This is a genomic window from Streptomyces scabichelini (assembly GCF_011045015.1).
GTDB classification, from domain to species: Bacteria; Actinomycetota; Actinomycetes; order Streptomycetales; family Streptomycetaceae; genus Streptomyces; species Streptomyces scabichelini.
Genome location: NZ_JAAKZY010000001.1, coordinates 1 through 24935, shown reverse-complemented (window position 1 = coordinate 24935; position 24935 = coordinate 1). Strand labels below are relative to the sequence as shown.

Genomic DNA, 24935 nt, shown 5'->3' with positions numbered 1-24935 from the left:
CAGGGCGTTACCGGTGGTCGGGTCGGGTCAGCCGCACGGCCAGATGGCCGGCATCGAGAGGGTGCCGGCCTTGTAGTAGGAGCCGGCCAGGGTCCCCGCATCGTTGACGGTGTACACGTTGGGGCCCGGAGCGGCCCCCTGGGCGGTGGTGAGCTGCCAGAGGGCCGCCCCCCGCGGCCTCGCCGAGTCACCGACGATGAGCCCCGAGGAGTTGATGGCACCGGCCTGGTAGGAATTGGGGAGCTTGGCCGCGAGGCCGTTCTTGTCCCACAGGACACCGAAGGGCTCGCCGCTTGCCGCAGCCGAGCCCACCGCCCGGCCGTTCGAGATGGACGCGATCTGTGAATTGGTGGCACCGGTGGGCAGCGGCAGGGTCTTCAGGCTGCCGTCCTTCCACAGGTACGAGCGGCTGCCGGCGTTGATGGCCAGGGTGCCGTCCGCGTCGACGTCGATGACGCTGCTCCCGGCCGGGAAGTTCGTCGGCGTGACGACTGTGCCCGGCTGCGCGGCCGGCCAGAGGAACAGCTTCCGGTTGTTGGCGGCGTCTTGGCCGCTGCCGTAGATGTCGCCGTTCGGGCTGATCGCGTCCGCCACGACGTTTTTCGCCCCGGCGGGCACCGGCAGCTGTTCGAGCCGGCCGTCACGCGAGCGGAACGGGTAGTACTCGCCCGTCGGCCAGCCACCCGTGCTGCCGGTGCTGTGGTAGCCGGTGCCGACCACGACACCGCTGGTGCTCACGTCGTTGATGGTGACGTCGTCTTCGGCGCCCGGCACGGTTCCGAGGTCGGTGAAGACGCCGTTCTTCCACAGCGCGGCGTGGGACGGAACAGAGCTTCCGCCACTGTCGACCCTGCCCGCGTACGTGCTGGTGCCGGCGGTCGCGAAGACGTGACCGGAGACCACGCCTTGCGACACCGGCAGGAGGGTCGGTTTGTAGGTGCAGGCCGCCGCGGCCGACGGGGCTGCCTGGGCCGGCTGCGCGATGATCCCGGCTCCCGCGGCGATCACGGCCGCGGTGAGGAGGGAGCGTGAGGTGCGTTGTCTGTTGTTCACAGGAGACCGTCCATAGCGGTGAGGATCGGACAATACCGACGGTCACCCTATGGATCCGACCTATATTCGCCCTCTGCCTGATCTTGCTGGGCGGTGCCGCCGGGGAGAGGCAGGACCGCTCGGCATTTCACCGACTCAGGCTCCAGAGGGCCGCCACCGACGGACGGCGCAGGTCAGCCCTGCGTACGCACAGTCCGATCGGGAACGGCTCCGGTGGGGGAGCGGCGGGCAGCACCGCCGGCCGGTCGCGGACAGCGCTGTGGTCGAGTACGACACGGGGTACGACGCCGGTGCCGCAGCCGAGCGCGACCAGTGTCAACAGCCCTTCGTGCCCGTCGAGTTCGGCTGCCACCTCGGGCGTGATGCCCTGCGCGCGGAACCAGCGATGGGCCGCCTCGCGCACCAGGCCGCGGTGCGGCAGCAGGGCGAACGCGGCCGCCGCGTCGCCGGTGCGCAGATCGAGACGTACCTGCGGATGCGCACCTGCCGCGAAGAGCACCCGGACCCGGCCGAACTCGACCCGGCGGGGCGGGACGTCTTCGACCGCGCGTACGCGGCGACGTACGGCCCGGCCCGATGACCGAGATCGGCGGCTCGCCGATGTGCGCGCCCGGCGTGCCGAACGTGCCCTGCCCGTCGACCCGTTCACGGCCGGAGTGTTCATCGCCACCATGACGGCCCAGATCGACGAGTTCGCCGAGCGCGGCCACCCCTGGTCGGAGAGGTCAACGAGTCGGTCATCGAAGCGGTCGACTCGCTGCTGCCGTACATGCACGCACGCGACGTCGCGTTCATGGTCGACAACTGCTCCCGCACCGCCCGCCTCGGCGCCCGCCGCTGGGGCCCGCGCTTCCAGGCGGCGTACGAGCAGATCGCCTTCCCCGCCTCGGAAAGCCCCGCGGACCAGGCCCTGTTGGACGCCTTCGTCACGCATCCCGTGCACGAGGCGCTGAGCGCGGCAGCGAAACTCAGGCCGTCCGTGGACATCACCGTCGGCTGACGCCACTCGACTCCGGCGTCGTCCCACGCCACTCGACTTGATCGCCTACCGCCCTACCGTCCCACCGCCTACCGCCACTCCACGGCGAAGGCGTCCCCCGGATTCACGGTGAGAACCCGCTCCACCAGGTCCTTTCCCAGGGCGAGTTCGAGCCGCGGCCGTACCCGACGCAGCAGATACGGCATCCCCGGCCCACCGTCGACCGAGCGCGCCCCGGCCGTCGTGGTGTCGCCGCCGAGCAGGAGCCGATGGCCGAAACCGGCCTCGGCGAGGGCCCGTACGGCATCCGGCATGCGCCAGTCGGTGGCGTGGTTCGCGCGCGAGGGGCCGTCAAAGGCCAGAAAGGCGCCTGCTTCCGCCGCCTGGCGATGCACGGCGAAGTCGGGGGAGCGGTTGAGGTGTCCGAGGATCACCCGGTGCGGTGGCACGCCCAACTCACCGCACAGCAGGTCGAGTACGTCGAGCGCACCCGTCCCCAGCTCCAGGTGGACGGCAACGGGCGCGCCCGTCGCATGGTGGGCCTCGGCCGCCGCGGTCATCGTCCAGCGGGCATGGGCGTCCAAGGCGTGGAAGCCGCCCGCGACCTTGATCAGCCCGGCCCTGACCCCGGACGTGCCGATGCCCTCCGTCAGCTCGGCGACGAAGAGCTCGGCGAGCCCGCCCCGCAGTCGCGTCAGCAACTCGGCTTCGTAGTGGGCGGCTTGATGCAGTCCGGTCGCCGCGATCACGTGCACGCCCACGTCACGGGAGAGCAGGGGCAGGTCCGCCGCCCGGCGCCCCATGGCGTACGGCGTCCACTGCGCCACGCTCCCGCCGCCCGCCTCGCGGAACGCGGCCAGCTCCGCCCGCGCCGCGGAGGCCTCGCGCAGCTCCTGGCCGGGGAGTTGAGGACTGCTGAGGAAGAGGTGGTCGTGCGCGTCGCACAGGCCCAGAGCTTCGGGGAGTACGTCTCCGAGGACCGTACGGACGGTGCTCACCACTGCCGGCCCCGCGGCAGCCGGTCCTGTTCGGGCGCCGACATGTGCAGCACCCGGAACACGTCTCCCGGCGCCTTGGGCGCGTCGTGGTCCCACAGCGAGAAGTGCAACAGCTCCCAGCGCCCCGGATCCACGGCGGCGGCCGCGCAGACGGCGCCTTCCAGCGCGGCCAGCCGCCCGGCCTCGCGCACCGCTTCAGCCATCACCTCGGACAGCTCCACTCCCTCCGGCACCTGCTGCCGTCGCCGCACCGCGACCTGGGCGGGGGAGCCGACGGCGACTCCGGTGTCGTACGAGAGTCCCGTCCACTGCCGTACCGCCGGACGCCCGAAGTCATTGACGGGCCCCTGGAAAGGGCCTCCCCAGAGGAAGGAGTTCATGCCCTCGACGGTGTTCCAGAGATAGAACGGCGCGTACTGGTTGACCGGCGAACCGTCGACGCCGCGCTCGCGCATCAGGTACGTCTTGAATCCGAGCCCGTCCCAGTCGTCGAGCAGGTGGCCGACGCGGGACACCCGGCCGCGGAGGATGTCCATGTCGTAGTCGGCGGGCAAGGTGATCTCGTACTGCATGGCGTGCACGGGCTGCCTCCAGAAAGGCGTCGGCGGAGAGCGCGGCGGAAAGGCAACAGCGGTGCTTCAGCGGGTGGGTCGGAGCAGGGCGAGCAGGCCGCGAACCCCCGTGTCGAAGGCCGCGGACGAGCCCGAAGCGCGCGCCAGCACATAGCCGCCCTGGACGGTCGCGACGATCGTCGCGGCGATCTCCTCGCCGTCCAGCGAGGGCGCGAACTCGCCCCGCTCCTGGCCCTCCTCGACGATCCCGGCAAGCCGTTCGCGCAGCCAGTCCAGCGTCTCGTCGACGGGCGCGCGCAACTCGTCGCTCCCGACGACGTCCGGGTCCATCGTCAGCCGCCCGACCGGGCAGCCGCGCAGCACGTCACGCTCGCGCCGCAGATAGGCCTCGATGCGCTCGTACGGAGATCCGGGGCCGCTCAGTACTCCCTCGGCGGTAGCGCGCATCTCCTGTGCCGTCCGCCGGATCGCGGCCAGCGCGAGATCGGGCTTACCCCCCTTGAAGTGGTGGTACATGCTGCCCTGCCCGGCCCCCGCGTGCTGCTGGATGGCCTTGGGGCTGGTGCCCACATAACCGCGTTCCCACAGCAGCTCGCGAGTGGACTCGATCAATCGCTCCGGGGTGCTCATGAAAGCACTGTACATACTAGTAGGTACAAACTCCATCCATGGCTACAGCCGCCGAGGGAGCAGCTGAAGACCGCGTTCGTACTCCGGGGGAGGTACGCGCACTGCCGCTGGCCGTACGACGACCCGGACCCCCTCCCGGGGCGAGTCTCGAAGCATCACCGGAACAGCCATCGAGGAGATGACTTCAGATGCAGACCCTGGCGCACTGGGACGGCGGGCCCGGCCCGTGGATCCTGTTTTTCCCGCTGATCTGGGCGGCCGTCGTGATCGGCGTCGGGACCGTCCTGCGCCGCACCGTCCGGCGCGGTCGCCGCGGACCGTGGCGCGGCATGACCGACACCCGCCCCGCCGACGCGCCCCCGACCGGCGACTCGCCGATCGCCATGCTCGGCCGCCGCTTCGCCTCCGGCGAGATCGACGAGGACGAGTACTGGCGCCGGCTCTCCGTCCTGGACGAGCAGTTCGGGCGTACGGGCAAGGGCGGTGCGGCATGAGCACCGTGACCGCCACGAACAGCACGAAGACCGCAGCGCGTGTCGCCGACGCCGTCAAGGTGTACGGCAGCGGCGACACCGCCGTCCGCGCCCTGGACGGCGTGAACGTGACCTTTCCGGCCGGCCGCTTCACCGCGATCATGGGGCCCTCGGGCTCCGGCAAATCCACCCTGATGCACTGCGCGGCGGGCCTGGACACCCTCACCTCCGGCGCGGCCTTCATCGGCGACACCGAACTGGGCAAGCTCGACGACCGCCGCCTCACCCTCCTGCGCCGCGACCGCATCGGCTTCGTCTTCCAGGCCTTCAACCTGGTGCCGACACTGACCGTCGCGGAGAACATCACGCTGCCCATGGACCTCGCGGGCAGCAGGAACGGGCGGGCGTCCAGGGAGTGGATCGACGCCCTCGTGGACGTCGTCGGCCTGCGCGACCGACTGCACCACCGGCCCGCCGAACTCTCCGGCGGACAGCAGCAACGCGTCGCCGTGGCGCGGGCGTTCGCCGGCCAGCCCGATGTCGTCTTCGCCGACGAGCCGACCGGGAACCTCGACTCGCACTCCGGCGAGGAGGTCCTCGGCCTGCTCGGCCGGGCCGTACGGCAGATGGATCGCACCGTCGTCATGGTCACCCACGACCCGGTCGCCGCCGCGCACGCCGACGAAGTCGTCTTCCTCGCCGACGGGCGCCTCGTGGACCGGATGGAATCCCCGACGGCCGACAAGGTCCTGGACCGCCTGAAGGCCTTCGACAGCAAGGGGGCGCCCTCATGAACGCGTCCGTGCGCATCAGCGTGTCGTCCCTGCGCTCCCACAAGCGGCGCTTCGCCGGTACGTTCCTCGCGGTGCTCCTCGGAGTCGCCTTCCTGGCCGGCACCCTCGTCATGGGCGACACCCTGCGCGCCAGCTTCGACACGATGTTCGGCAACGCGACGAGCGGCACCGACGCCGTCGTCCGCAGCGCCGACACCATCACCACGCCGGGCGAGAGCCAGGGTGTACGGCAGCCCGTCGACACCGGCCTGGTGAAGACGATCGAGGACACACCCGGTGTCGCGGCCGCCGTGCCCAACATCGAGGGCGCGGGCCAGCTCATCGGCGCCGACGGCGACCCCATCGGCGGCCAGGGCCCGCCCACGCTCGCGGGCAACTGGATCGACGACCCGAAGCTCAACGCGTACCGACTCGCCGAAGGACGCGCCCCGTCGAAGTCCGGCGAGGTCGTCGTCAACCGCGGCGCCGCCGAGCAGGGCGACCTGAAGATCGGCGACACGACGACGCTGCGCACGCCCGACCCGGTCAAGGTGACCATCGTGGGCCTCGCGACCTTCGGCGGCGAGGACGGCATGGCGCAGGTGACCTTCACCGGCATGACGCAGGCCGACGCCGAGAAGTACCTGACCGCGAAGCCCGGCGAGGCCGCGACCATCCAGGTGCGGGCCGGCCCCGGCACCAGCCAGCAGGAGCTCGTGGACGCCCTGACTCCCGTACTGCCCAAGGGGATCGAGGCGATCACCGGTCAGGAGTCGGCCGAGGAGAACACCGACATGATCTCCGGCCAGTTCCTGACGCTCTTCACCACGTTCCTGCTGGTGTTCTCCGGTATCGCGCTGCTGGTCGCGACCTTCTCCATCCACAACACCTTCGCGATCGTCGTCGCCCAACGCACCCGGGAGAACGCCCTGTTGCGTGCTCTCGGCGCCTCGCGTCGCCAGGTCACCGTCTCGACCCTCGTCGAGGCGAGCGCCGTCGCCGTGGTCGCGTCCGTGGCGGGCCTCGCGGGCGGCATCGGTATCGCGGCCGGAATGCAGGCGCTGTTCCCGGCCATCGGATTCCCCTTCCCAGAAGGCGACTTGGTGATCAGCGGCCTGTCGATGCTGCTGCCGCTGGCGGTCGGCATCGTGGTCTGCCTCGGCTCCGCACTGCTGCCCGCCGTCCGCGCCGGCCGCACCGCACCGCTCGCCGCGCTGCGGGAGACGGCCGTCGACCAGTCCGGCGCGTCCCGCACCCGCGCCGTCGTGGGCGGCGGACTCGGCGCGCTGGCCGTCGCCGTCACGCTGACCGGCGTGCTCCTGAGCCCCTCCCTGTGGCTCGCGGGCACCGGCGCCCTGCTGGCACTCGCCGCCTTCGTCGTCCTGGGCCCCGTCGCGTCCACCACGGCCGTACGTGTCCTGGGCAGCCCCCTCGACAGGCTGCGCGGAGTCACCGGCGGGCTCGCCCGGCGCAACGCCCTGCGCAGCCCGAAGCGGACCGCCGCCACCGCGAGCGCGCTGATGATCGGCGTCGCCGTCGTCTCGCTGTTCACGGTGTTCGGCGCCTCACTGAAGGCCACCATGGACCAGACGGTGTCGCGGTCCTTCGCGGGCGACGTCGCGGTCAGCACCCCGTCGTTCGGCGGGGGCGGCAGCGGACTGAGCCCCAAGCTCGCCGGCGCGATCGGGGAGCGACCCGAGGTGGACACGGCGGTCGGTCTCGGGCGTGGTGTCGCCGAAGTCGAAGGCAAGGGGCGCCCGTTGACGGTCACCGACCCGGCCGCGCTCGAGCGGACCTTCGACCTCGGCGAGGTCAAGGGCTCGATGCGGGACCTCGGCAGCGACGGCATCGCCATCACCGAGAACGAGGCCGACAAGCTGGGCCTCAAGACCGGCGACAAGGCTCAACTCGCCTTCACGGACGGCAAGAAGGAGACCTTCACGGTTCGCGCGGTCTACGGCCTGTCGGAACTCGCCGGAGACTACGTCATCACCCGCGACGCCTGGGCTCCGCACCGCACCCAGGACTCCGACACCCTGATCGCCGTCTCCTTCAAGGACGGCGTGAGCGCGGCCGACGGCAAGGCGGCGGTCGAGAAGGCCGCGGCAGCGTACGGCAATCCCGAGGTGCAGACCCGCGACGAGTACGCGCAGTCCTCGGCCGGCGGCATCGACATGATGCTCACCCTGGTCTATGCGCTGCTGGCCCTCGCCGTACTCATCGCACTGCTCGGCATCGCCAACACGCTGACGCTCGCGATCCACGAACGCACCCGCGAACTGGGCCTGTTGAGGGCCGTCGGGCAGACCCGGGCGCAGTTGCGCGCCATGGTCCGCTGGGAGTCGGTCCTGGTCGCCGCGTTCGGCACGGTGGGCGGACTCGTTCTCGGCGGGTTCCTCGGCTGGGTGCTCGTCAAGGCGTCCGACGGCGCCAGCGACAGTGCCTTCGCCTTCTCGCTGCCGCCCACGCAGCTCGTGGTGGTGGCGCTGGTGGGCCTCGCGGCCGGAGCCCTCGCGGGCCTGCGCCCGGCCCGGCGGGCGGCACGCCTGGACGTGCTGCGGGCCATCGCCACCGAATGAGGGGCGCCCAGGTCACCGCCCGGTCAGCCGGCAACGGCCGACCGGGCGGGAGCGTGTCCGGACCTGACCCCGCCCGCCGCCTCCTCCACCTCTGCGAAGCTGCGAGACGCGGTAGGCGTGGGAGACGTGGGAGACACAGTTTCCGCGCCCGCGTTGTACGGCGTACGGGCGGGCAGCTCCACCGTGCGGGCGGACGCCGGAAGCGTGAACCACACGACCTTGCCTGACTCGCCGTCCGGACGCACACCCCAGCTCTCGCTCATGGCGGCGACCATCGCCAGACCGCGACCGCAGGTGGCGGTGGCGTCGACGTCCCGTACCTCGGGAAGGCGGGGGTCGCGGTCACGCACCGAGACCGTGAGCCGGTCGAGCAGCAGCTCGATCTCCACGGTGCACAGTTTGTCGGGCTCGGCGTGCCGGTGAACGTTGGTCAACAGCTCGGTCACACCGAGCGCGGCCCGGTCTATCAAGGGGTCGAGATGCCAGTAGCGCAATTGCGCCGATACGATCCTGCGGACCTGGCCGATCCGCGACGGCAGGGCTTGGAGCTCCACCGTGCAGTGCCTGCTTGGCTGACTGATCACGGCTGCGACTCCCCGAATTGAGGTCCGGAAGAAGACGAGTACGGATCCAGCAGAGTGCCTGCGTGCAATGGCCGCCTGCTGTTCGTGGCCGGCGGGCTGGTTCGCAGCGTTATCGCCGGTAAACCCAGAGTTACGTGGGATCAGCGTGACTCAGGAGGTGGGGTCCTGCAACTCGTGTCACTTTCAGCGGCCGTGCCCCGCCGCCTTGCGCACCGCCTCGATGAACCGGCGCGCGGCGGGCGGCCCGGGCTCCCCCGGAGCGGGGTCGTGTTCGCCCAGGGTGAGTGTGTAACGGGTGCCGTTGACGTCCGCCAACGCGCGGTCGTCATGGGCGAACCAGGGCTTCGACGCGCGGACCGCCTGGACCGGCGCGCTGTCGATCTCGCTGCCGTAACTGGTGAGCAACTCCAGCCTGCCGCCGCTGATCCGGACCTGTCCGGCCCGGGTGAGCGAACGCAGCCTCTTTCCGATCCGTACGCCCGTGGCCGTGAACTCCGGCTCCGCCATGATGCCCCGCCCCCTTGTGCGCTACGGCTGTGCTCCGGTGGTCCTGAACCAGTGTGCGTCCCACTCGGGATCGCCGTCCCGTGCGGTGCAGTGTGCACGTCCCTCGCGTCGAGCACCAGTGCGCATGCGGGCCTGACGCGCGCGGTTCGGCGCACTCGGGCGGGTGCGCCCCCTGTCCTTGTGCCAGGGGTTCCTTTGAGATGCTCAAAGGTACGTTTATGCAGGTGAGAAGCGTGCGGAAGGTGTCTATGATCGAGGCGTCCGACCCGCGCGATCCGGCGTCGGCCCACCCTTAAGGAGCCCGGCCGTGACTACCCCACAGCAGGCCCGCACTCACGAGCCGATGGCCACACTCGATGTCGACCACAGCGACGCGGAGTACCGGCACTGGCTCAAGGAAGCCGTACGCAAGGTCCAGGCCGACGCCAACCGTTCCGCCGACACACACCTGCTGCGCTTCCCGCTGCCCGAGAAGTGGGGCATCGACCTCTACCTGAAGGACGAGTCCACTCACCCCACCGGCAGCCTCAAGCACCGCCTCGCCCGCTCGCTGTTCCTGTACAGCCTGTGCAATGGCTGGATCCGGCGCGGCCGCCCCGTCATCGAGGCGTCCAGCGGCTCCACGGCCGTCTCCGAGGCGTACTTCGCGAAGCTGATCGGGGTGCCCTTCATCGCGGTCATGCCGCGTACCACGAGCGCCGAGAAGTGCCGGCTGATCGAATTCCACGGCGCGCAGTGCCACTTCGTGGACGACCCGCGGAAAATGTACGAGGAGTCCGCCCGCCTCGCGGCCGATACCGGAGGCCACTTCATGGACCAGTTCACCTACGCGGAACGGGCCACGGACTGGCGCGGCAACAACAACATCGCCGAATCGATCTACCGCCAGCTGGAGTTGGAGCGCTACCCCGAGCCCGCGTGGATCGTCGCCACGGCCGGCACCGGCGGTACGTCGGCAACCATCGCGCGCTATGTGCACTACATGCAGTACGACACCCGCATCTGCGTGGCCGATCCGGAGAACTCCTGTTTCTTCGAGGGCTGGACGACGGGCAACGCGGACGTCACCACCGACTGCGGATCACGCATCGAAGGCATCGGCCGGCCACGCATGGAGCCGAGCTTCGTGCCGGGCGCCGTCGACCGGATGATGAAGGTGCCGGACGCGGCGAGCGTGGCCGCCGTACGGGCACTGGAACAGTCCATCGGCCGCAAGGCGGGCGGCTCGACGGGCACCGGGCTGTGGAGCGCCCTGAAGATCATCGCCGAGATGGTGGCCACGGACCGCACCGGAAGCGTCGTCACGCTGCTGTGCGACCCCGGGGACCGCTACCTGGACAAGTACTACTCCGACGAATGGCTGGCGGGGCAGGGGCTGGACATCGCACCGTATGCGAAGGCGATCGAGTCACTGCTGGCTACGGGGGTTTGGCCGGACTAGGCGCATTCGGCGAAGTCCGGTGCTGCACCGCGCCCCTTAAGGGGCGCGGGGAACTGCGCGACCAGCCACAGACGGCCCGCAGATTCCCGACCGCACTTCCAGCGGAGCGCTTGGGCGTGCACCCCGTCACGGTCACGCCGGCATGGACGTCAGTCGCCGGTCCAGCTTCGTCGCTGCGTCCCGGAACGCGCGTCCCAGGCCCGGCCGCCCCAGTTTCACAGCGAACCGGAACGCCGCGTTCCCGTCGGCGGCGAAGGTCCACTGGACCCGGGTGCCCGTCCCGTTCGGTGTCAGCCGCCACTCCTCGACGAGGGCACGGGCCCCGGGAGCGTTCGTCTCGTCGACGCGATACGTGTACACCTCGGCGGGCTCGGCCGCGATCACCGTCTCCTGGAAGCGCGTCCCGCCCTTGAGCCGGATCTGCCGCCCGGCGCCGTCCCCGGTCGGCCGGGCCAGCGTCACCGCCGAGAACCACTCCGGCCAGCCCGCCACGTCCTCCGCCAGCGCGCGGAAGACCGCCTCCGGTGGCGCGGTCACCCCCCGCGCGAACACCAGACGCACAGGGGCGGTCCGGACGAAGTCGAGCCCCACCGGGCGCAGTCGGCGAGCCATGGACGAAAACCCCCTCGCGGGAACGGAATCCGGTCAGCATCAAACCCGAGGTGAAGCGGCAGAGCGCCGGCGCACCGCCGAGCTGCGCACGGCCAAGATAACTGGCGGACCGTCAGATGTCTGTACCGTCTGTGCCGTCTGCATCGTTGTCGGGCTCGCCCGCCACCACCAGGCGCCGCAGATGCTCGGAGATCTCCGCGCGTGCCTCGGCGGGCAGTCCGGCGTCCGTGACCAGCGTGTCGACCTGCTCCAGCGCGGCGAACGAACTCAGCCCCACCGTGCCCCACTTGGTGTGGTCCGCGACCACGACGACGCGCCGCGCGGACTGCACGAGACGCCGGTTGGTCTCGGCCTCCGCGAGGTTCGGCGTCGACAGCCCCGCCTCGACCGAGACGCCGTGCACACCCAGGAACAACAAGTCGAAGTGCAGCGCCCCGATCGCCTGGTCGGCGACCGGCCCCACGAGCGAGTCCGAGGGCGTGCGCACACCGCCCGTCAGCACGACCGTGGCCGCCCCCTGCCGCTGCCCCGAGGAGCGCTGTGCCGCATGGAAGACGTCGGCCACACGCACCGAGTTGGTCACCACGGTCAGGTCCGGCACGTCGAGGAGCTGGTGGGCGAGCGCGTACGTCGTCGTGCCGCCCGACAGGGCGATCGCCGTGCCCGGTGCGACCAGGGCCGCTGCGGCCCGCGCGATGTCCTCCTTGGCGGTCAGCTCCAGACCCGACTTGGCCTCGAAGCCCGGTTCGTGGGTGCTCGCCTCGACCACCGGGACCGCGCCGCCGTGCACCTTCTCCACCACGCCCTGCCGGGCGAGTGCGTCCAGGTCACGGCGGACCGTCATGTCGGAGACACCGAGCTTCCTGGTGAGCTCGTTGACGCGGACGCCGCCGCGCCGCCGGACCTCGTCGAGGATCAGAGCGCGTCGCTGCTCCGCGAGGAGGTTCTGATTCTCACTCACGCCCGCTCCGGTCCCTTCGCCACGTCCTGCCCGACACCCTCTTGAAGCCCCTCCGACGAGGACATTCTCCCCGTCTCCGACCCCGACGACGCCCCATCCTCGCATGGGCGACCACAGCTCGCTCCACTGCCTGTACCGACCCGCACACGCCGCCCGGGCAACTTCTGGCCGTCACTGTCACACGGATCGGGGAGATTCCGTGACGAGGGGTGCGCACCGGCCCCGAAGCCGGGACCCTTGTCTCTGCACATGACACATGACGTATGACACATGCCGCGCGGCATCACGGGGGAAGCGAAAACAGTGGAGCGTTCACAAGAGCGTGCCTCGACAGGGGAGGCGGCCGGCCCCGAGCGGCGGCCCGAAACGGCCGACACCGCCCTTGAACTCCTGGTCCACGGTGTCGGCGGCACCACGCCGGAGGAGATGCTGAACGATCCGCGCACGGTGCGGATCTCCGGCGACGAGACGGCCGCCGTCTACCGCCGTGTCGATGACGCCGACGCGGAGCAGCGGCCCGACGACTACCGGGGCAAACCGGTGCCCGAGGCGTACGTGTGGTGCAACCTCACGTCCGGAAACGGCGCCCGCGCTCTGTGGCTGCTGCTCCTTCCGTTCATGGTGGCCAATCTGGCCCACTGGATGCGGCCCACGGTGAGCGACAACCGAACGCGGCCGGTACGCCTGTACGGCCTGCTCGTCCGGCTGGTGAGCCTCACGCTCACGGTGCTGCTGGTCGCCGCCGCCTGCGAGGTGGCCCTCGACCTGGCCGCCTGGCAGTGCGCGGGCAAGCGCGCGTGCGCCGCGGACCACTCCTGGCTGGGCTTCCTCTCGCCCGCCGACTCCGAGCGCGGCTGGTGGACCCAGCCCGGCCGTCGCCTCGCCCTCGCCTCCCTGGTGCCGGCCGCCCTCACCGGCCTGCTGTGGTACCTCTCCCACCGCACCTGGAGCGCGTACGAGTCCCAGCAGCCGATGACCGACGGGGCCGACCTCGACGAAGCCACCAGCCGCCTGGGCCTCGGCCGCCCCGGCTTCTGGTACGGGCGCAGGCTGGTGGCCCGGCTGCGCGCCGCCCACACCGCCGCGGGTCTGCTGACGGTCGCCGCCGGGGTCGGCAGCACCGCCGCCCGCTACGACCGCGAGGACGGCGGACCGGTCGTCCTGGAAGCGCTCGGCTGGCTCCTGAACGCCACGCTCGTCGTGGGCGCGGTCGTCGTGGTGTGGGTCGTCTGCCGCAGGGGCCGCAGCGAGAGCCGGCTCGACCGGCAGGTCGACCAGACCGTGGTGCGCTGGCTGCCCATCGGCGCACTCGTCCTGCTCGCCCTCGCCCTCCTGTACGCCGGCTGGTCGCGTCCGGACTGGCGGTCGGGCGGGCGGCTGCCGGGCGACGGGACCTTCGGCGGCATCGCCCTCGTCCAGGGCCTGCTCGTGATCGCGATGGGCGTGGTGGCCCACCTCCTGTACCGCGCCCACCCCGACACCCGCACCGCGATGCGCGGCCTGGCCGGACCGGCCGTCGCCATGCTGGCCTGCGCGCTCGGCGGCGTGTTCTCCGGCGGCGTGGCCCAGCGCGTCGCCGACTGGCTGGACGGAACCGGAGGATCGATCGACGGCCCGCCGGTGTTCCTGACGTGGCAGGCGTCCGTCATCCCGCCCCTCATCGTCGTCCTCCTGGTGCTCTTCGCCTGGCTGGCCAGGCGCACGGTGCAACTGCGCCGCGCCGCGATGAGCGAGGTGGAAGGCGACTACCCCTCGGAGCCCAAGGACACCGAGCGCACCCGACGCATCGCGCGCACGCGTGCGATGGCCGCCCTCACCGACCGGGCGCCCCGCATCATCGGCATCACCTCCACCGTGACACTGTTCCTGGGCGTCGTGGCCCTCGTGGGAGCCATGGCGACCGACGAGGTGCCGGGCGAGGCCGCGGAAGGGGCGTACGCCTTCGTGGCGGGCGCGGCCGAGACCGCGCAGGCGCTCGGCTCCTGGCTGATCGGCGTCGGATTCATACTGTTCGTCACCTGGGGCCGCCGCGCCTACAAGGACCCCTCCGCCCGGCGCACCATCGGCATCCTGTGGGACGTCGGCACATTCTGGCCGCGCGCGGCGCACCCCTTCGCGCCCCCCTGCTACGCCGAGCGCGCCGTGCCCGACCTGACCTGGCGCATGGCCACGTGGACGCGCACCACGGGCGGACGGCTCGTCATCTCCGGGCACTCCCAGGGCAGTGTCCTCGCGGCCGCCGCTGCCTGGCAGCTCACACCGTCCGTCCGCAAGCGGGTCGCGCTGCTGACCTACGGTTCACCGCTGGAGCGGCTCTACGGGCGCTGGTTCCCGGCCCACTTCGGTCCCGACGCGCTCAGCGGCCTGCACCGCGAGATCGACTGCTGGCGCAACCTCCACCGCGCCACCGACCCCATCGGCGGCCCAGTCCGGCTGCCCGGCGACTGCGGCCCCCAGGTCGACCGCGAGGCCCTCAAGGACCCCCTCGCATACGGCCGCACCGCGGAGCACCCGCTGCCCGCACCGATCCTCGGGCACTCCGACTACCAGGCCGACCCGGTGTTCGCGGAGGAGCGGCAGCGGCTGCTCGCGCGCCTGAGGCCGGATGTGCCGGGGCCGCGCCCGGAAAGCGGATCCCCAGGACCCCATGAACCCGATCCGGACACGCCGCCGCCCGGCGACGGTCCTCAGCCCGGCCCGAGCGCGGACGGCGAGCCTCAGGGCAGCTCGGGCAGGTCCTCGGCGTAGAGAAGGGTGAGGTCGTCCGTGCTCGGCTCGTCGAACTGGGCGACCCGCCCCGCGTGCCGCTCCACCATCGCCTCGAAGGTTTGCCGCGCGGTGCGGCCGTTGCCGAACGCCGGCCCCTTCGGGATCGCCGTGAAGTACTTCAGCAGCGCCTCGCCCGCGCCCGGCGCCAGCCGGTACTCGTGCTCCTCGGCCTGCTGCTCCACGATCCGCAGCAGCTCCTCGGGAACGTAGTCGCTGAAGGTGATCGTCCGTGAGAAGCGGGACGCCACCCCCGGGTTGACCCGCAGGAAGCGCTCCATCTCGGCCGTGTACCCCGCGACGATCACCACCACCGCCTCGCGATGGTCCTCCATCAGCTTCACGAGCGTGTCGATGGCCTCGCGCCCGAAGTCGCGTCCCGAGTCCTCCGGGGACAGCGCGTACGCCTCGTCGATGAACAGCACGCCGCCGCGCGCCTTGTCGAAGGCCTCCTGCGTACGGATCGCCGTGGAGCCGATGTGCTCGCCGACCAGGTCGACCCGGGACACCTCGACGAGATGGCCCTTCTCCAGGACGCCGAGCGAGGCGAGGATCTCGCCGTACAGCCGGGCGACCGTCGTCTTGCCCGTGCCGGGGGAGCCTGTGAAGACCAGATGGCGCCGGACCGAAGCCGCTTTCAGGCCGGCCTGCTGACGGCGGCGCCCCACCTCGATCATGTCGGTGAGGGCCCGTACCTCGCGCTTGACGCTGTCCAGGCCCACCAGCGTGTCGAGTTCACCGAGCACGGCCTTCGACGTGCGCGTCGGCGGTGCGGGTTCCTGAGCGGTGATGAGCGGCTCCTGCTCGGTCGTGCGCTGGCCCGGGATCGCGCCCAGCAGACCGGGGGACCGGCTCGTCGTCTCTACGGCCGTCTCCGGTGCCGGAGACCCCACGCCGGCGCTCTCGTCGCTCGTGCAGTCCTCGACAACGGGCCCGCTGCCGGACGCCTGGTCGCCGCCCGCGTCCGCGAACTCGTAACCCCCGCGCGCACACCGCTCCGTACGGCACTTCTTGAGCGTCGTACGGCAGCCGTCGATCACATGGAAGCCGTAGCCGCCGCTGCCCGTGACCCGGCAGCCGTGGAAGCTGCCGCGGCCCCCGGCCGATACGTAGAAACCGGCCTCCGCGGGCGAGGTGACGGTGCAGCGCTCGACGGTGGGGTCGGCGCCCTTGGTCACGATCACACCGGTCTGCGCACCGTCGATGGTGCAGCCCGACAGGGTGCCGCCGCTGCCGTGGTCCCGGAACCAGGCGCCCGTCGCGGCGTCCCGGATCCGGCAGTCGTCGAGCTGTGCGGTGGCGCCGTCGCTCACGGACACCGCCGTGTTGCGCACCTGCCACAGGTCGCTGTCGACGACGTCGGCGCGCGAGCCGCGGTCGAGCACGAAGAGGGCGTCCGGCACGTCGTGCACCCGGCACGAGTCGAGCACCGCGGTCGCCCCGTCGCTCACCCACACCGCGGGGTAGTCGCCCGTACTGTCATGGATCTCGCACTGGTTGGCGTCCACGCGCGTGCCGGGATCCCACACGGACAGGCCGTTGCGCCCGAACTGCCGCACGGTGGAGCGGGTCATCGTGAGCACCGAACGCGAGCGCAGATCGACCGCGTTCTCCGGGATGTCGTGGATCCGGCAGTCGGCGAGCGTCAGCACTGCGTCCGTGTCGAGCGTGACGCCGTCCGCCGTCGTCCGGTGGACATCGCAGTCGGTGAGATGCGCCGTGGCCCGAGCGGTGACCTGGACGCCACTGCCCCTGACCTCGTACACCTCGCAGCCGACGGCCTCCAGCGCGGAGTGCTCGCCCGTCGCCGACAGGCCCGCGCCCGAGGCGTGGTGCACCCGGCAGCGCTCCAGGCGCGGATGGGCGGCACCGCGCACGGCGATGCCCGACTGGCCGGCGGACACGACCTCGCAGTCCTCGAACACGCCGCCCCCGCCGTCCAGTACGGCGATACCGACGCCCGCCGGATTGTCCACCGTGCAGCGCCGCACGGTCGGACGCGCACCGCCGCGCACCTCGATGCCGGCCGCGGAACGCGTGACGATCCGGATGTCCGTGAGCTCCGGCGCACCCTCCTCGACGAGCAGCGCGGGCGCTGCCGCGTCCTGACCCTCCACAAGCAGGTCCTGGACCATGGCGGAGGCGCGCACGGTCAGCGGCACGCCGTCGATGGGCGCGATGCGTACGGAACCGGGGGAGCCCTCCGGGCCGCGCAGGGTCACCGTCCGCTGGACGACGAGGTTCTCCCGGTAGGTACCAGGAGCGACGGTGAGGACGTCACCGTCGCCCGCGGCCTCCAGGGCGGCGGCGAGCGATGCGTACTCACCCGTGCGGCGTCGCCACCGAGACGTGCCGGTGTGCGTCACCTGGACCGTGCCCTGTGCCATGGCGCTGTTGTGCCCCCACCTCGTCGTACGCGGGTCCTGAGAGGCTGTCGTCGTTCCCCCTCGCCCCCGTCCGGTCAGCTCACGGGGGTTCGGAAACAGCCTCTCACGACGGTGCCGAACAGTTCGGCCGGTCCACCGTAGCGTGCGCAGGGAGGGGGAGTTGACCGCGGCGGGAGGCTGTCAGCTGCCCGTGCCGGTCCTGCCCCAGTCCGGGCCCGCCTGCGACCACGCCTGGTCCCAACGGGCGTACCGGCGCCGCACCATGCGCCAGACGACCAGCCGCCGGGAGCCCTCCACGAGTCCGGCGCAGACGGCGGCCGCACCGAATCCGGCGAGGACGGCGTGCGTCGTCGCGGTGGCGGTGTCCAGGGGGCGGGCCACTATTCGGCCGTGCTCGTCGGTCCACAGCGTGAACCGGTCACCGGCTTGCGGGGACTTGAGGGCGGCCATGACCGTGCCGTGCTGCTCGGTGCCGTCCGGGCCCGTCCAGTGGGCGAGCACACGGTTGTGGGAGTCGCGGGCCGAGGACGTCTCGGGATCGGGGTCCAGCGGGGTGCTGTCCGCCTGCTTGACGACGGTCGCCTCCACCAGGTGACGGTCCAGCCGCTGCTGCCGTACGGACTCCTGCAGCGCGTCCTGGGCGGCTCCGCCGACCAGCGCCCCGACCAGGGGCGCGGCGACCAGGATGAGCAGCAGCGCCGCCAGTGCCACCCAGGCCTCGGCGAGATCGGTCGTACGGCGCAGCGGGTTGCGCCGCCAGCGCCAGAGTCCCCTGATGGCCCGCAATGTCCCGCACCCCCTTCCGCGTCCGTGATAACCCCCAGCGGAGCCGTCCACGCACGGGGCCGGGGAAGAGAGAGCGAAATCACCCCTCGCACCGGCCTCTCATGAACTTCTCACAGGGGCTCAACGGGCGTGCCCGGCGCTGTGGTTCCCCTCGTGAGGGCCTATTCGAGGATTCGGACCGGATCTCCCAGACGCACGGTGCCAAGGGACTCCGGCACCAGGTTCTGCCCGAAGACCAGCTTGCCGTCGAAGCGCCGGTGGCGGCCGAGCGTGCGCAGCGGCTCCCCGCCGCGCTCGGCGGTGTACTGGTCGGTGGTGGTCACGACGCAGCGCCCGCAGGCCTTGGCGATCCGGAAGGTGGCCTCGCCGATCGCGATCCGTGACCAGCCGTCCTCGGCCCAGGACTCGGTGCCCTCGACGACCACGTTCGGCCGGAAGCGGTTCATGGGAAGCGGGCCCTCGTCGGGCCGGTCACCCCGCGCGATCAGGGCGTTGAGAGTGTCGAGGGAAGCGACGGTGGTGAGCAGCAGGGGGTAGGCGTCGGCGAAGCTGACGGTTTCGCCCGGACGCGCGTACGCCGGGTCGATGGGGCGGCGCGTGGCCGGGTCGTCGAGGTGCACCAGAGACACGTCGACACCGAGAATGTCGCTGAACCAGGCGTGTGCCGCGGCATCGGCGGGGACCCCCTCCACCTTGTCGCGCGGCATCTCGACCGTCGTCGTGCCGATCGGCTCGGGCACGGGAACGGTCAGCGACTCGACCCCGGGCCCGGACAGCCGGACACCGCCGCCGGGCAGCGGCTCGGCGGCGGTCAACGCCATGCGTGGATGCGCACGCTGGGTGATGACCTGGCTCGACTCGTCGATCAGCACCCAACGTCGGTCGCCCGCAAGGCCCCACGGCTCCACGACGGCTTCGCGCGGGGCGTGGCCCCTGGCCGCCTTGAGCGGATAGACGTGAATCGAGTGCAGTACCGGCTTCGACATGACGTCATCCTGCCAGCCGGCACCGACAACCCCCGCCAGGAGACCGGTGAGACCTCAGTATCCGCCGCGGTACTGCTGCTGCTGCCCGTGGTACGGATCCTGATACGGCGCCGGGGCAGGACGGGGAGCCGCGGGGCGCATCGCCTCGTAGCCCGTGCCTCCCGCCACGGGACGCTGCGGCTGCTGGGCCTGGGCGCCCGGGTACCCGCGCGGTCCGGCTGTCTGCTGTTGCGGGATGTAGGGCGCCGCGGCTTGCTGCAGCGGCTGGGGCTGCTGGGCCTGCGGGTAGCCGTACGAAGGGCTCTGGTGAGAAGGAGCGGCCGGCAGGGCGGGCAGCGCTGCCGGAAGCGCGGGCAGATGGCTGCCTGAGTCGTACGCGGCGGGCACCCGGATCGGTGCGATCTGCGGGGTACCCCGCTCTGCGACGAGCGAGTCGTAGATCGGAGTGTCCGGGAAGGAGGCGGAGTAGTAACCGCCGCCATAGGTGGAGCGGGGGGAGGTCATGGCACATAAGTTAAGCCCACGATGTGCTGGTTGGGGAGACCGATAAGAGGGTTGTTTTTCGTGTCGGCAGTGACGGGGGATCCCTAATGCGAGCGAACTTGTCGAAAAGGGGCACCGGTCCACGTTCACATCTTGTAAAGGCCGAGTTCCCGGCGGGTTACCGGCGGTTGGCGTGACCTTCTCGAGGGCGAGGTCATGGGCGTTCGCCGCTCGGGGGAATAGGTTGGCGAACAACGATTGAATGTACTGAGGCGCGGTCTGACGCGGTGACACCCGATGGGGGCGGACATGTCAATGCCTAAAGGTTCGAATGTTCCGGTGCCGACGGCCGGACTTCGCGTCGAATTGGGGTGGCGTTCCGCCCCGGGCGTGCCCGACGCGGATGCCTCGGCGCTGCTGCTGGTTTCCGGAAAGGTCCGGTCCGACGAGGACTTCGTCTTCTACAACCAGCCTGCGCACGCCTCCGGGGCCGTGCGGCACGAGGGCAAGCGGGACGTCGGCGGCCAGGTGAGCGACGCGCTTTTCGTCGACCTCGCGCGCGTGGAGCCCGCGGTCGAGACCGTGGTGGTCGCCGCCTCGACGGACGGCGGCACGTTCCGGCAGGTGCCCGGTCTGTACATCCGAGTCCTCGATGCCCAGCAGGGTACGGAGATCGCGCGCTTCGACAGCGCGGACGCGACCGTCGAGACGGCCTTCGTGCTCGGGGAGTTCTACCGCCGTCAGGGCGCCTGGAAGTTCCGCGCCGTCGGGCAGGGCTACAGCAGCGGACTGGAGGGGCTGGCCACGGACTTCGGGATCTCGGTGGACGAACCGCAGCAGGCGGCGCAGCCCGCGCCGCCCATGACACCGCCGCCGCCCGCGCCGGCGCCCGTCGCCCCGCCGATGACACCACCGGCCGCGCCGGCCGCACCGCCGCCCGCTGCCCCGGTGCGCCTGACCAAGGTCACGCTCACGAAGGAAGCCCCGTCGGTCTCGCTCACCAAGCAGGGCGGCACCTCCGGCGCCATGCGCGTGAACCTCAACTGGCAGGTTCGCAAGCAGTTCTCGGGGTGGCGCAGCAAACTGGGCCAGGCGGTCGCCATGCACGCGGACCTCGACCTCGATCTGTGTGCCCTGTACGAGCTCTCCGACGGCCGCAAGGGTGTCGTCCAGGCGCTGGGCAACGCCTTCGGAGCGCTGCACCAGCCCCCGTACATCCACCTCGACGGCGACGACCGCACCGGTGCCGTGTCCAGCGGCGAGAACCTCAGCATCAATCTCGACCACATGCGGGACCTCAGCCGGATTCTGATCTTCGTGACCATCTACGAAGGGGCGCGTTCCTTCGCCGACCTGGACGCCACGGTGACCCTCCAGCCGCTGCACGGTGCTGCCATCGACTTCTCGCTCGGCGAGTGCACCGTGCCCTCGACGGTGTGCGCACTGGCTCTCATCACCAACACCGGCAATGACCTCGTCGTCCAGCGCGAGGCCCGCTTCCTGGTTCCCGAGCGCGGGGTGAGCCCGCAGCGCACCGTCGACTACGCCTATGGGTGGGGCATGAACTGGACCCCCGGCAGGAAGTGACCCCTCACTGTTGTTCGGGCGCCGCATCGGGACGGGCGTAGGTGCGCCCCTTCCAGGCGGCGCCGCGCCCCCTGTAGTGCTGCACCGCGGAATCCACCGTCATGAGGAGGTACAGGAACGCGGTGAACGGCAGCAGCGGAGCGAGCTGGGGCGACTGCCCGTAGTAACGGAGCATCGGCAGATACGTCGCTGTCATCAGCAGCCACGCGAACCCGCCTGCCGTGGCGGCCCACGCGCTCCCCACGGCGAGACCAACGAAGAGCGCCACCGGCGGTACCAGGTACACCACGGCCAGGCCCACGACCGTGCCGACCAGCAGCAGCGGGTTGTGCCGCAACTGGGCGTAGGCGCTGCGCGAGACCATCCGCCACAGGTCGTGCAGCCGCGGATAGGGGCGCACACTGTGGACCTGGTCGGCGAGCCCCAGCCAGATGTGGCCCCCGCAGCCCTTGACCGCCTTCGCGAGTGCCACGTCGTCGATCACGGCCTGCCGGATGGCGTCCGGAATCCGGGCCCGCTCGACGGCGTCCGCACGCAACAGGACGCAGCCGCCCGCCGCGGCCGCCGTCCGTGACCCCTTCACGGCGATCCAGCGGAACGGATACAGCTGCGCGAAGAAGTACACGAAGGCGGGCACCACGAGCCGCTCCCAGAAGCTCTCGACTCGCAGCCGCGCCATCTGCGAGACGAGATCGAAGCCTCCGGTGCGGGCCGCGGACACCAACTCCCGCAGGCTCTCCGGCGCGTGGGCGATGTCCGCGTCCGTCAGCAGCAAGTATTCGGGTGCACGAGCGCGTGCCAGGCCGATCCCGTGCCGTACGGCCCAGAGCTTGCCCGTCCAGCCCGCGGGCGGCTCCCCGGGCGAGCCGACGGTCAGCGGCAGCCCGCCGTGCCGCTCGGCCAACTCACGGGCCAGCTGTCCGGTGCCGTCCGAACTCCCGTCGTCGACGAGGAAGATCTCGGCCCGCCCCGGATAGTCCTGTGCGAGGAGCGACGGCAGGCTGCGCGGGAGCACGGCCGCCTCGTCGCGCGCCGGTACGACGACGCAGACGTACGGCCAGTCCGCCGGCTCCCGGCGCGGCGGCAACCGCAGATCGGTACGCCAGAAGAAGCCCTGTCCCAGCAGCAGCCACAGCCATGCGGCCAACGAACCGGCGGCGGTCCACACAAGGGCGTTCACCCGCCGCAGTCTGCCCCACCACGGCGGCCCGTTGAGGCGGATCGTCTATGGTGACCGGGTGAAGATCGCGCTCATGGACTCCGGAATCGGACTGCTCGCGGCGGCCGCCGTGGTACGCCGTCTGCGGCCCGACGCGGACCTTGTGCTCTCCTCCGACCCCGACGGCATGCCGTGGGGACCCCGCACGACGGAGGATCTGACCGCACGCGCCCTCGCCGTCGCCGAGGCGGCCGCGGTCCACCGGCCCGACGCGCTGATCGTCGCGTGCAACACCGCCTCCGTGCACGCCCTGCCCGCCCTGCGCGCCCGCCTCGAACCGGACCTGCCGGTCATCGGTACGGTTCCGGCGATCAAGCCTGCCGCGGCGGGCGGCGGACCCGTCGCGATCTGGGCCACGCCCGCCACCACGGGCAGTCCCTACCAGCGAGGTCTCATCCGGGAGTTCGCCGCAGGCGTGACCGTCACCGAAGTGCCGTGCCCGGGACTGGCTGACGCCGTGGAGCAGGCCGATGAGGCCGCAGTCGACCGGGCGATCGCCGCCGCCGCGGTGCTCACCCCGGACGATGTAAGGGCCGTCGTCCTGGGCTGCACCCATTACGAACTGGTCGCCGAGCGCATCCGCGCGGCCGTGCAGCAACCCGGCGCCGCCCCGCTCGTCCTGCACGGCTCAGCCGGTGCGGTGGCCGCCCAGGCGCTGCGCCGGATCGGCGACGACCCCGCCCCGCAGGCGCCCGCGCAGGGCACCCTCACGGTGCTGCTCAGCGGACGCGAGGCGGCACTGCCCGCGGCCGCCCTGACGTACGACGAGGGCAGGCTGCTGCAAGCCGTCAGCCCCGCACACTGAACGTCTCACCACGAATCGGACACCTGACGCCCGCCTGGAGCAGTAACTGTCCGCACCCCGATGCCCGCGCTGCGGAACCTGGGTACTCTCACAGGCATGAGGGACCACCCCCACGGCGAACAGGGGCCCGCCGACGCCCCGAATCCCGAGGTCTGGCACGGCCGCGCGACCAACCGCGTGCAGTGGCTGCTCGCGCTGGGCGGTGCCGCCTGCATGGCGCTGGGCATCGAGCTGGCCGTCGACTCGGCCTGGACATCGGGCATCGCCCCGCTCCTCATGTCCGTGATCGGCTGCATCGCCGGGGGACTCCTGGTCCTCTTCGGCACGCTCGCGTTCGTGCACGTCGCCGTGAAGGTCGACAAGGAGTGCCTCGAAGTGCGCTGCGGCCACATCGGCCTGCCGCGCCGCCGGATTCCTCTCTCGCACATCACCGGCGCGGACTTCCTGCCCCGGGTCACACCGCGCCATTGGGGCGGCTGGGGCTACCGCTGGCGGCCCGAGAAGGGGACCGCCGTGGTGGTCCGGCGCGGCGAGGGCCTGGTGCTCCGTCTCGGCGACGGCCACTCGTTCACGGTCACGGTGGACAACGCGGAGGCGGCGGTACGGGTCATCCGTGACCGGCTCAGGACGACCACTCGGGGCACCGCCCTCTGACACCGGCTGTCACGGTCCCAGCCGACCGCTGCGGGTGCGTCCGTCCTGGTCCACGGCGCTCTCTGGCACCCCGGGCAGGGGACGGGCCGTGGCGAGCCCCGCGAGCAGACCCGCACCCGCCGTCACCGTGGGGAGGCTCAGCGCGTTGCCGACCGCGGCGATCGCGGCCAGCGCCGTCAGGGCGGCGCCCGCGGTGAGGGCGACCGGCGTGGGGCGCGGCGCGCGCCACAGCGCGTACAGCATCCAGCAGAACACCGCGGCGAGCAGCACCACGCCGACGAGGCCCTGCTCGGCCGCCTGCTGAAACGGCGCGGAGTACGGCTTGCCCTCCGGCAGCGGCGACTGCGTGACCGTCGGGCTCAGCTCCGGGAACCGACCGGGGCCGACGCCAAGCCCCGGCTCCAGGCGGGCCATGTCGAGCGCGTCGCGCCACAGCTGGACCCGCTGCTGGGTGAGCTGCCCCTCCAGGGAGGAGGTCAGACCGTCCGGCAGTACGTTCTCGGCGACGGCCCAGGTCGCTCCGGTCACCAGGGCCGTGGCGAGGGCGAGGCCCGCGAGTCCCAGGGCCCGGCGATGCATGCGGTCGGCGGCGAGGGAGCACAGCAGCACGCCCGCGCAGGCGACGAAACCCGCCGTCGAGCCCAGGACGGCCGCGGCCACCGCGATTCCCGCGGCCAGCAGTCGCAGCCCGAGCCGCAGCACCGGCGGGCGCGCCGCCCAGGCCGCACAGCACGCGGCCCCCGCGGACAGGGTCAGCAGAGCCGCGGTGGCGCCGGTCTGCCCGAGCGGCGAGATGACCTGCGGCCCCGGCGCGGTGTTCGGGGCGGCGATCGCGAGCCCGAGCCCCGCGAGCGCGGCCGCGCAGGGGGCGGCGACCGGCAGGAGCGTCCCGAAGATCCGCCCCGACGCGTAACCGGCGGCCACGGCGAGCACCGCGAGCAGCACCCCCTCGGGGCGGCCGCCGTGCGCCGACGCGGTGATCAGGGACCAGGTCGCGCAGGCTCCGAGCGCGATCACGCCCGTCACGTCCGACACGGTGCGTCTCTCGTACGCCGACGCCGGGCCGGCCGCCGACGTCATCCCTGTGGACCCCACCCCGC

Annotated in this window: 24 protein-coding genes; 9 read left to right on the top strand and 15 right to left on the bottom strand. The window is 71.7% G+C overall.

Going from position 1 to position 24935, the window contains the following annotated elements; genetic code table 11:
• Positions 1-27 precede the first annotated feature (27 nt).
• Together G5C60_RS00120 and G5C60_RS53480 are read right to left on the bottom strand one after the other, a co-directional pair.
• Entirely contained in the window at positions 28-1053 is a 1026-nt protein-coding gene (locus tag G5C60_RS00120) for a hypothetical protein (RefSeq protein WP_165254042.1), read from the bottom strand.
• A 127-nt stretch (positions 1054-1180) separates the two neighbouring features.
• The gene (locus G5C60_RS53480; protein ID WP_338145628.1) at positions 1181-1828 is read right to left on the bottom strand and encodes a LysR substrate-binding domain-containing protein; all 648 of its coding nucleotides are present in this window, start codon (positions 1826-1828) and stop codon (positions 1181-1183) included.
• On the opposite strand from G5C60_RS53480, the gene G5C60_RS51405 reads away from it, so the two are divergent.
• Positions 1823-2053 carry a hypothetical protein gene (locus G5C60_RS51405; RefSeq protein WP_241266371.1) on the top strand — a complete coding sequence of 77 codons (231 nt, stop codon included), beginning with the start codon at positions 1823-1825 and terminating at the stop codon, positions 2051-2053. The genes G5C60_RS53480 and G5C60_RS51405 overlap by 6 nt on opposite strands.
• A 68-nt stretch (positions 2054-2121) precedes the next feature.
• Here G5C60_RS51405 and G5C60_RS00105 read toward each other — a convergent pair whose 3' ends face one another.
• The 3 genes from G5C60_RS00105 to G5C60_RS00095 are packed head-to-tail and all read right to left on the bottom strand — an operon-like array spanning position 2122 to position 4232.
• Positions 2122-3030, bottom strand: coding sequence for a phosphotriesterase family protein (locus G5C60_RS00105; RefSeq protein ID WP_165254041.1), 909 nt, complete (start codon positions 3028-3030; stop codon positions 2122-2124).
• The gene (locus G5C60_RS00100) at positions 3027-3611 is read right to left on the bottom strand and encodes a DUF4865 family protein (RefSeq protein WP_165254040.1); all 585 of its coding nucleotides are present in this window, start codon (positions 3609-3611) and stop codon (positions 3027-3029) included. Before G5C60_RS00100 ends, G5C60_RS00105 begins: the two co-directional genes overlap by 4 nt.
• Positions 3612-3668: 57 nt before the next feature.
• A complete protein-coding gene (locus tag G5C60_RS00095) occupies positions 3669-4232 on the bottom strand; it encodes a TetR/AcrR family transcriptional regulator (RefSeq protein ID WP_241266370.1) in 564 nt (187 codons plus the stop codon).
• A gap of 188 nt (positions 4233-4420) precedes the next feature.
• On the opposite strand from G5C60_RS00095, the gene G5C60_RS00090 reads away from it, so the two are divergent.
• The 3 genes from G5C60_RS00090 to G5C60_RS00080 are packed head-to-tail and all read left to right on the top strand — an operon-like array spanning position 4421 to position 8057.
• Complete coding sequence (locus G5C60_RS00090) at positions 4421-4726, top strand: SHOCT domain-containing protein (protein WP_165254038.1); 306 nt, start codon at positions 4421-4423, stop codon at positions 4724-4726.
• A complete protein-coding gene (locus tag G5C60_RS00085) occupies positions 4723-5499 on the top strand; it encodes an ABC transporter ATP-binding protein (RefSeq protein WP_206438919.1) in 777 nt (258 codons plus the stop codon). The genes G5C60_RS00090 and G5C60_RS00085 overlap by 4 nt, the downstream gene beginning before the upstream one ends.
• On the top strand, positions 5496-8057 hold the full coding sequence (locus G5C60_RS00080; RefSeq protein WP_165254037.1) for an ABC transporter permease: 2562 nt from the start codon (positions 5496-5498) through the stop codon (positions 8055-8057). Before G5C60_RS00085 ends, G5C60_RS00080 begins: the two co-directional genes overlap by 4 nt.
• Before the next feature lie 23 nt (positions 8058-8080).
• Here the strand turns inward: G5C60_RS00080 and G5C60_RS00075 are convergent, their stop codons facing one another.
• Both G5C60_RS00075 and G5C60_RS00070 read right to left on the bottom strand, forming a co-directional pair.
• Positions 8081-8641, bottom strand: coding sequence for an ATP-binding protein (locus G5C60_RS00075; RefSeq protein ID WP_165254036.1), 561 nt, complete (start codon positions 8639-8641; stop codon positions 8081-8083).
• Positions 8642-8824: 183 nt separating this feature from the next.
• On the bottom strand, positions 8825-9148 hold the full coding sequence (locus G5C60_RS00070) for a hypothetical protein (RefSeq protein WP_165254035.1): 324 nt from the start codon (positions 9146-9148) through the stop codon (positions 8825-8827).
• A gap of 343 nt (positions 9149-9491) precedes the next feature.
• Between G5C60_RS00070 and cds1 the strand changes: the two genes are divergently transcribed.
• Positions 9492-10589, top strand: a complete 1098-nt coding sequence (cds1, locus tag G5C60_RS00065; protein WP_165254159.1) for an L-cysteine desulfhydrase Cds1 — start codon at positions 9492-9494, stop codon at positions 10587-10589.
• Between the two features lie 132 nt (positions 10590-10721).
• On the opposite strand, the gene G5C60_RS00060 is transcribed toward cds1, so the two are convergent.
• On the bottom strand, positions 10722-11201 hold the full coding sequence (locus G5C60_RS00060) for an SRPBCC family protein (protein ID WP_165254034.1): 480 nt from the start codon (positions 11199-11201) through the stop codon (positions 10722-10724).
• Between the two features lie 112 nt (positions 11202-11313).
• Positions 11314-12162: a DeoR family transcriptional regulator gene (locus G5C60_RS00055; RefSeq protein ID WP_165254033.1), complete on the bottom strand. Its 849-nt coding sequence runs from the start codon at positions 12160-12162 to the stop codon at positions 11314-11316.
• Between the two features lie 303 nt (positions 12163-12465).
• On the opposite strand from G5C60_RS00055, the gene G5C60_RS00050 reads away from it, so the two are divergent.
• Complete coding sequence (locus tag G5C60_RS00050) at positions 12466-14910, top strand: hypothetical protein (protein ID WP_165254032.1); 2445 nt, start codon at positions 12466-12468, stop codon at positions 14908-14910.
• Here G5C60_RS00050 and G5C60_RS00045 read toward each other — a convergent pair.
• From G5C60_RS00045 to G5C60_RS00030, 4 genes are all read right to left on the bottom strand, one after another.
• On the bottom strand, positions 14880-17315 hold the full coding sequence (locus G5C60_RS00045; protein WP_165254031.1) for a right-handed parallel beta-helix repeat-containing protein: 2436 nt from the start codon (positions 17313-17315) through the stop codon (positions 14880-14882). The genes G5C60_RS00050 and G5C60_RS00045 overlap by 31 nt on opposite strands.
• A 180-nt stretch (positions 17316-17495) precedes the next feature.
• Positions 17496-18101, bottom strand: coding sequence for an Rv1733c family protein (locus tag G5C60_RS00040; RefSeq protein WP_165254030.1), 606 nt, complete (start codon positions 18099-18101; stop codon positions 17496-17498).
• A gap of 161 nt (positions 18102-18262) precedes the next feature.
• Complete coding sequence (locus G5C60_RS00035; RefSeq protein ID WP_165254029.1) at positions 18263-19087, bottom strand: MOSC domain-containing protein; 825 nt, start codon at positions 19085-19087, stop codon at positions 18263-18265.
• 54 nt (positions 19088-19141) lie between these two features.
• On the bottom strand, positions 19142-19591 hold the full coding sequence (locus tag G5C60_RS00030; protein WP_165254028.1) for a DUF6643 family protein: 450 nt from the start codon (positions 19589-19591) through the stop codon (positions 19142-19144).
• Between the two features lie 294 nt (positions 19592-19885).
• Here G5C60_RS00030 and G5C60_RS00025 point away from each other — a divergent pair, with 294 nt between their 5' ends.
• Positions 19886-21157 carry a TerD family protein gene (locus G5C60_RS00025; RefSeq protein WP_165254158.1) on the top strand — a complete coding sequence of 424 codons (1272 nt, stop codon included), beginning with the start codon at positions 19886-19888 and terminating at the stop codon, positions 21155-21157.
• A 4-nt stretch (positions 21158-21161) separates the two neighbouring features.
• Here G5C60_RS00025 and G5C60_RS00020 read toward each other — a convergent pair whose 3' ends face one another.
• The gene (locus G5C60_RS00020; protein ID WP_338145627.1) at positions 21162-22337 is read right to left on the bottom strand and encodes a glycosyltransferase; all 1176 of its coding nucleotides are present in this window, start codon (positions 22335-22337) and stop codon (positions 21162-21164) included.
• A 58-nt stretch (positions 22338-22395) separates the two neighbouring features.
• Between G5C60_RS00020 and G5C60_RS00015 the strand changes: the two genes are divergently transcribed.
• The gene (locus tag G5C60_RS00015; protein ID WP_165254027.1) at positions 22396-23181 is read left to right on the top strand and encodes an aspartate/glutamate racemase family protein; all 786 of its coding nucleotides are present in this window, start codon (positions 22396-22398) and stop codon (positions 23179-23181) included.
• 96 nt (positions 23182-23277) lie between these two features.
• Positions 23278-23835, top strand: coding sequence for a hypothetical protein (locus G5C60_RS00010; protein ID WP_165254026.1), 558 nt, complete (start codon positions 23278-23280; stop codon positions 23833-23835).
• Between the two features lie 9 nt (positions 23836-23844).
• Here G5C60_RS00010 and G5C60_RS00005 read toward each other — a convergent pair whose 3' ends face one another.
• Positions 23845-24930, bottom strand: a complete 1086-nt coding sequence (locus tag G5C60_RS00005) for an O-antigen ligase family protein (protein ID WP_420907328.1) — start codon at positions 24928-24930, stop codon at positions 23845-23847.
• Between the last annotated feature and the right edge of the window lie 5 nt (positions 24931-24935).

What these genes read in the sequence shown, in the direction of transcription:
- G5C60_RS51405 (WP_241266371.1), top strand. Translation starts at nt 1,823, where the DNA reads ATGCACGCACGCGACGTCGCGTTCATGGTCGACAACTGCTCCCGCACC.
- G5C60_RS00095 (WP_241266370.1), bottom strand. Translation starts at nt 4,232, where the DNA reads ATGAGCACCCCGGAGCGATTGATCGAGTCCACTCGCGAGCTGCTGTGG.
- G5C60_RS00090 (WP_165254038.1), top strand. Translation starts at nt 4,421, where the DNA reads ATGCAGACCCTGGCGCACTGGGACGGCGGGCCCGGCCCGTGGATCCTG.
- G5C60_RS00085 (WP_206438919.1), top strand. Translation starts at nt 4,723, where the DNA reads ATGAGCACCGTGACCGCCACGAACAGCACGAAGACCGCAGCGCGTGTC.
- G5C60_RS00080 (WP_165254037.1), top strand. Translation starts at nt 5,496, where the DNA reads ATGAACGCGTCCGTGCGCATCAGCGTGTCGTCCCTGCGCTCCCACAAG.
- G5C60_RS00070 (WP_165254035.1), bottom strand. Translation starts at nt 9,148, where the DNA reads ATGGCGGAGCCGGAGTTCACGGCCACGGGCGTACGGATCGGAAAGAGG.
- cds1 (WP_165254159.1), top strand. Translation starts at nt 9,492, where the DNA reads ATGGCCACACTCGATGTCGACCACAGCGACGCGGAGTACCGGCACTGG.
- G5C60_RS00060 (WP_165254034.1), bottom strand. Translation starts at nt 11,201, where the DNA reads ATGGCTCGCCGACTGCGCCCGGTGGGGCTCGACTTCGTCCGGACCGCC.
- G5C60_RS00045 (WP_165254031.1), bottom strand. Translation starts at nt 17,315, where the DNA reads ATGGCACAGGGCACGGTCCAGGTGACGCACACCGGCACGTCTCGGTGG.
- G5C60_RS00035 (WP_165254029.1), bottom strand. Translation starts at nt 19,087, where the DNA reads ATGTCGAAGCCGGTACTGCACTCGATTCACGTCTATCCGCTCAAGGCG.
- G5C60_RS00030 (WP_165254028.1), bottom strand. Translation starts at nt 19,591, where the DNA reads ATGACCTCCCCCCGCTCCACCTATGGCGGCGGTTACTACTCCGCCTCC.
- G5C60_RS00025 (WP_165254158.1), top strand. Translation starts at nt 19,886, where the DNA reads ATGCCTAAAGGTTCGAATGTTCCGGTGCCGACGGCCGGACTTCGCGTC.
- G5C60_RS00010 (WP_165254026.1), top strand. Translation starts at nt 23,278, where the DNA reads ATGAGGGACCACCCCCACGGCGAACAGGGGCCCGCCGACGCCCCGAAT.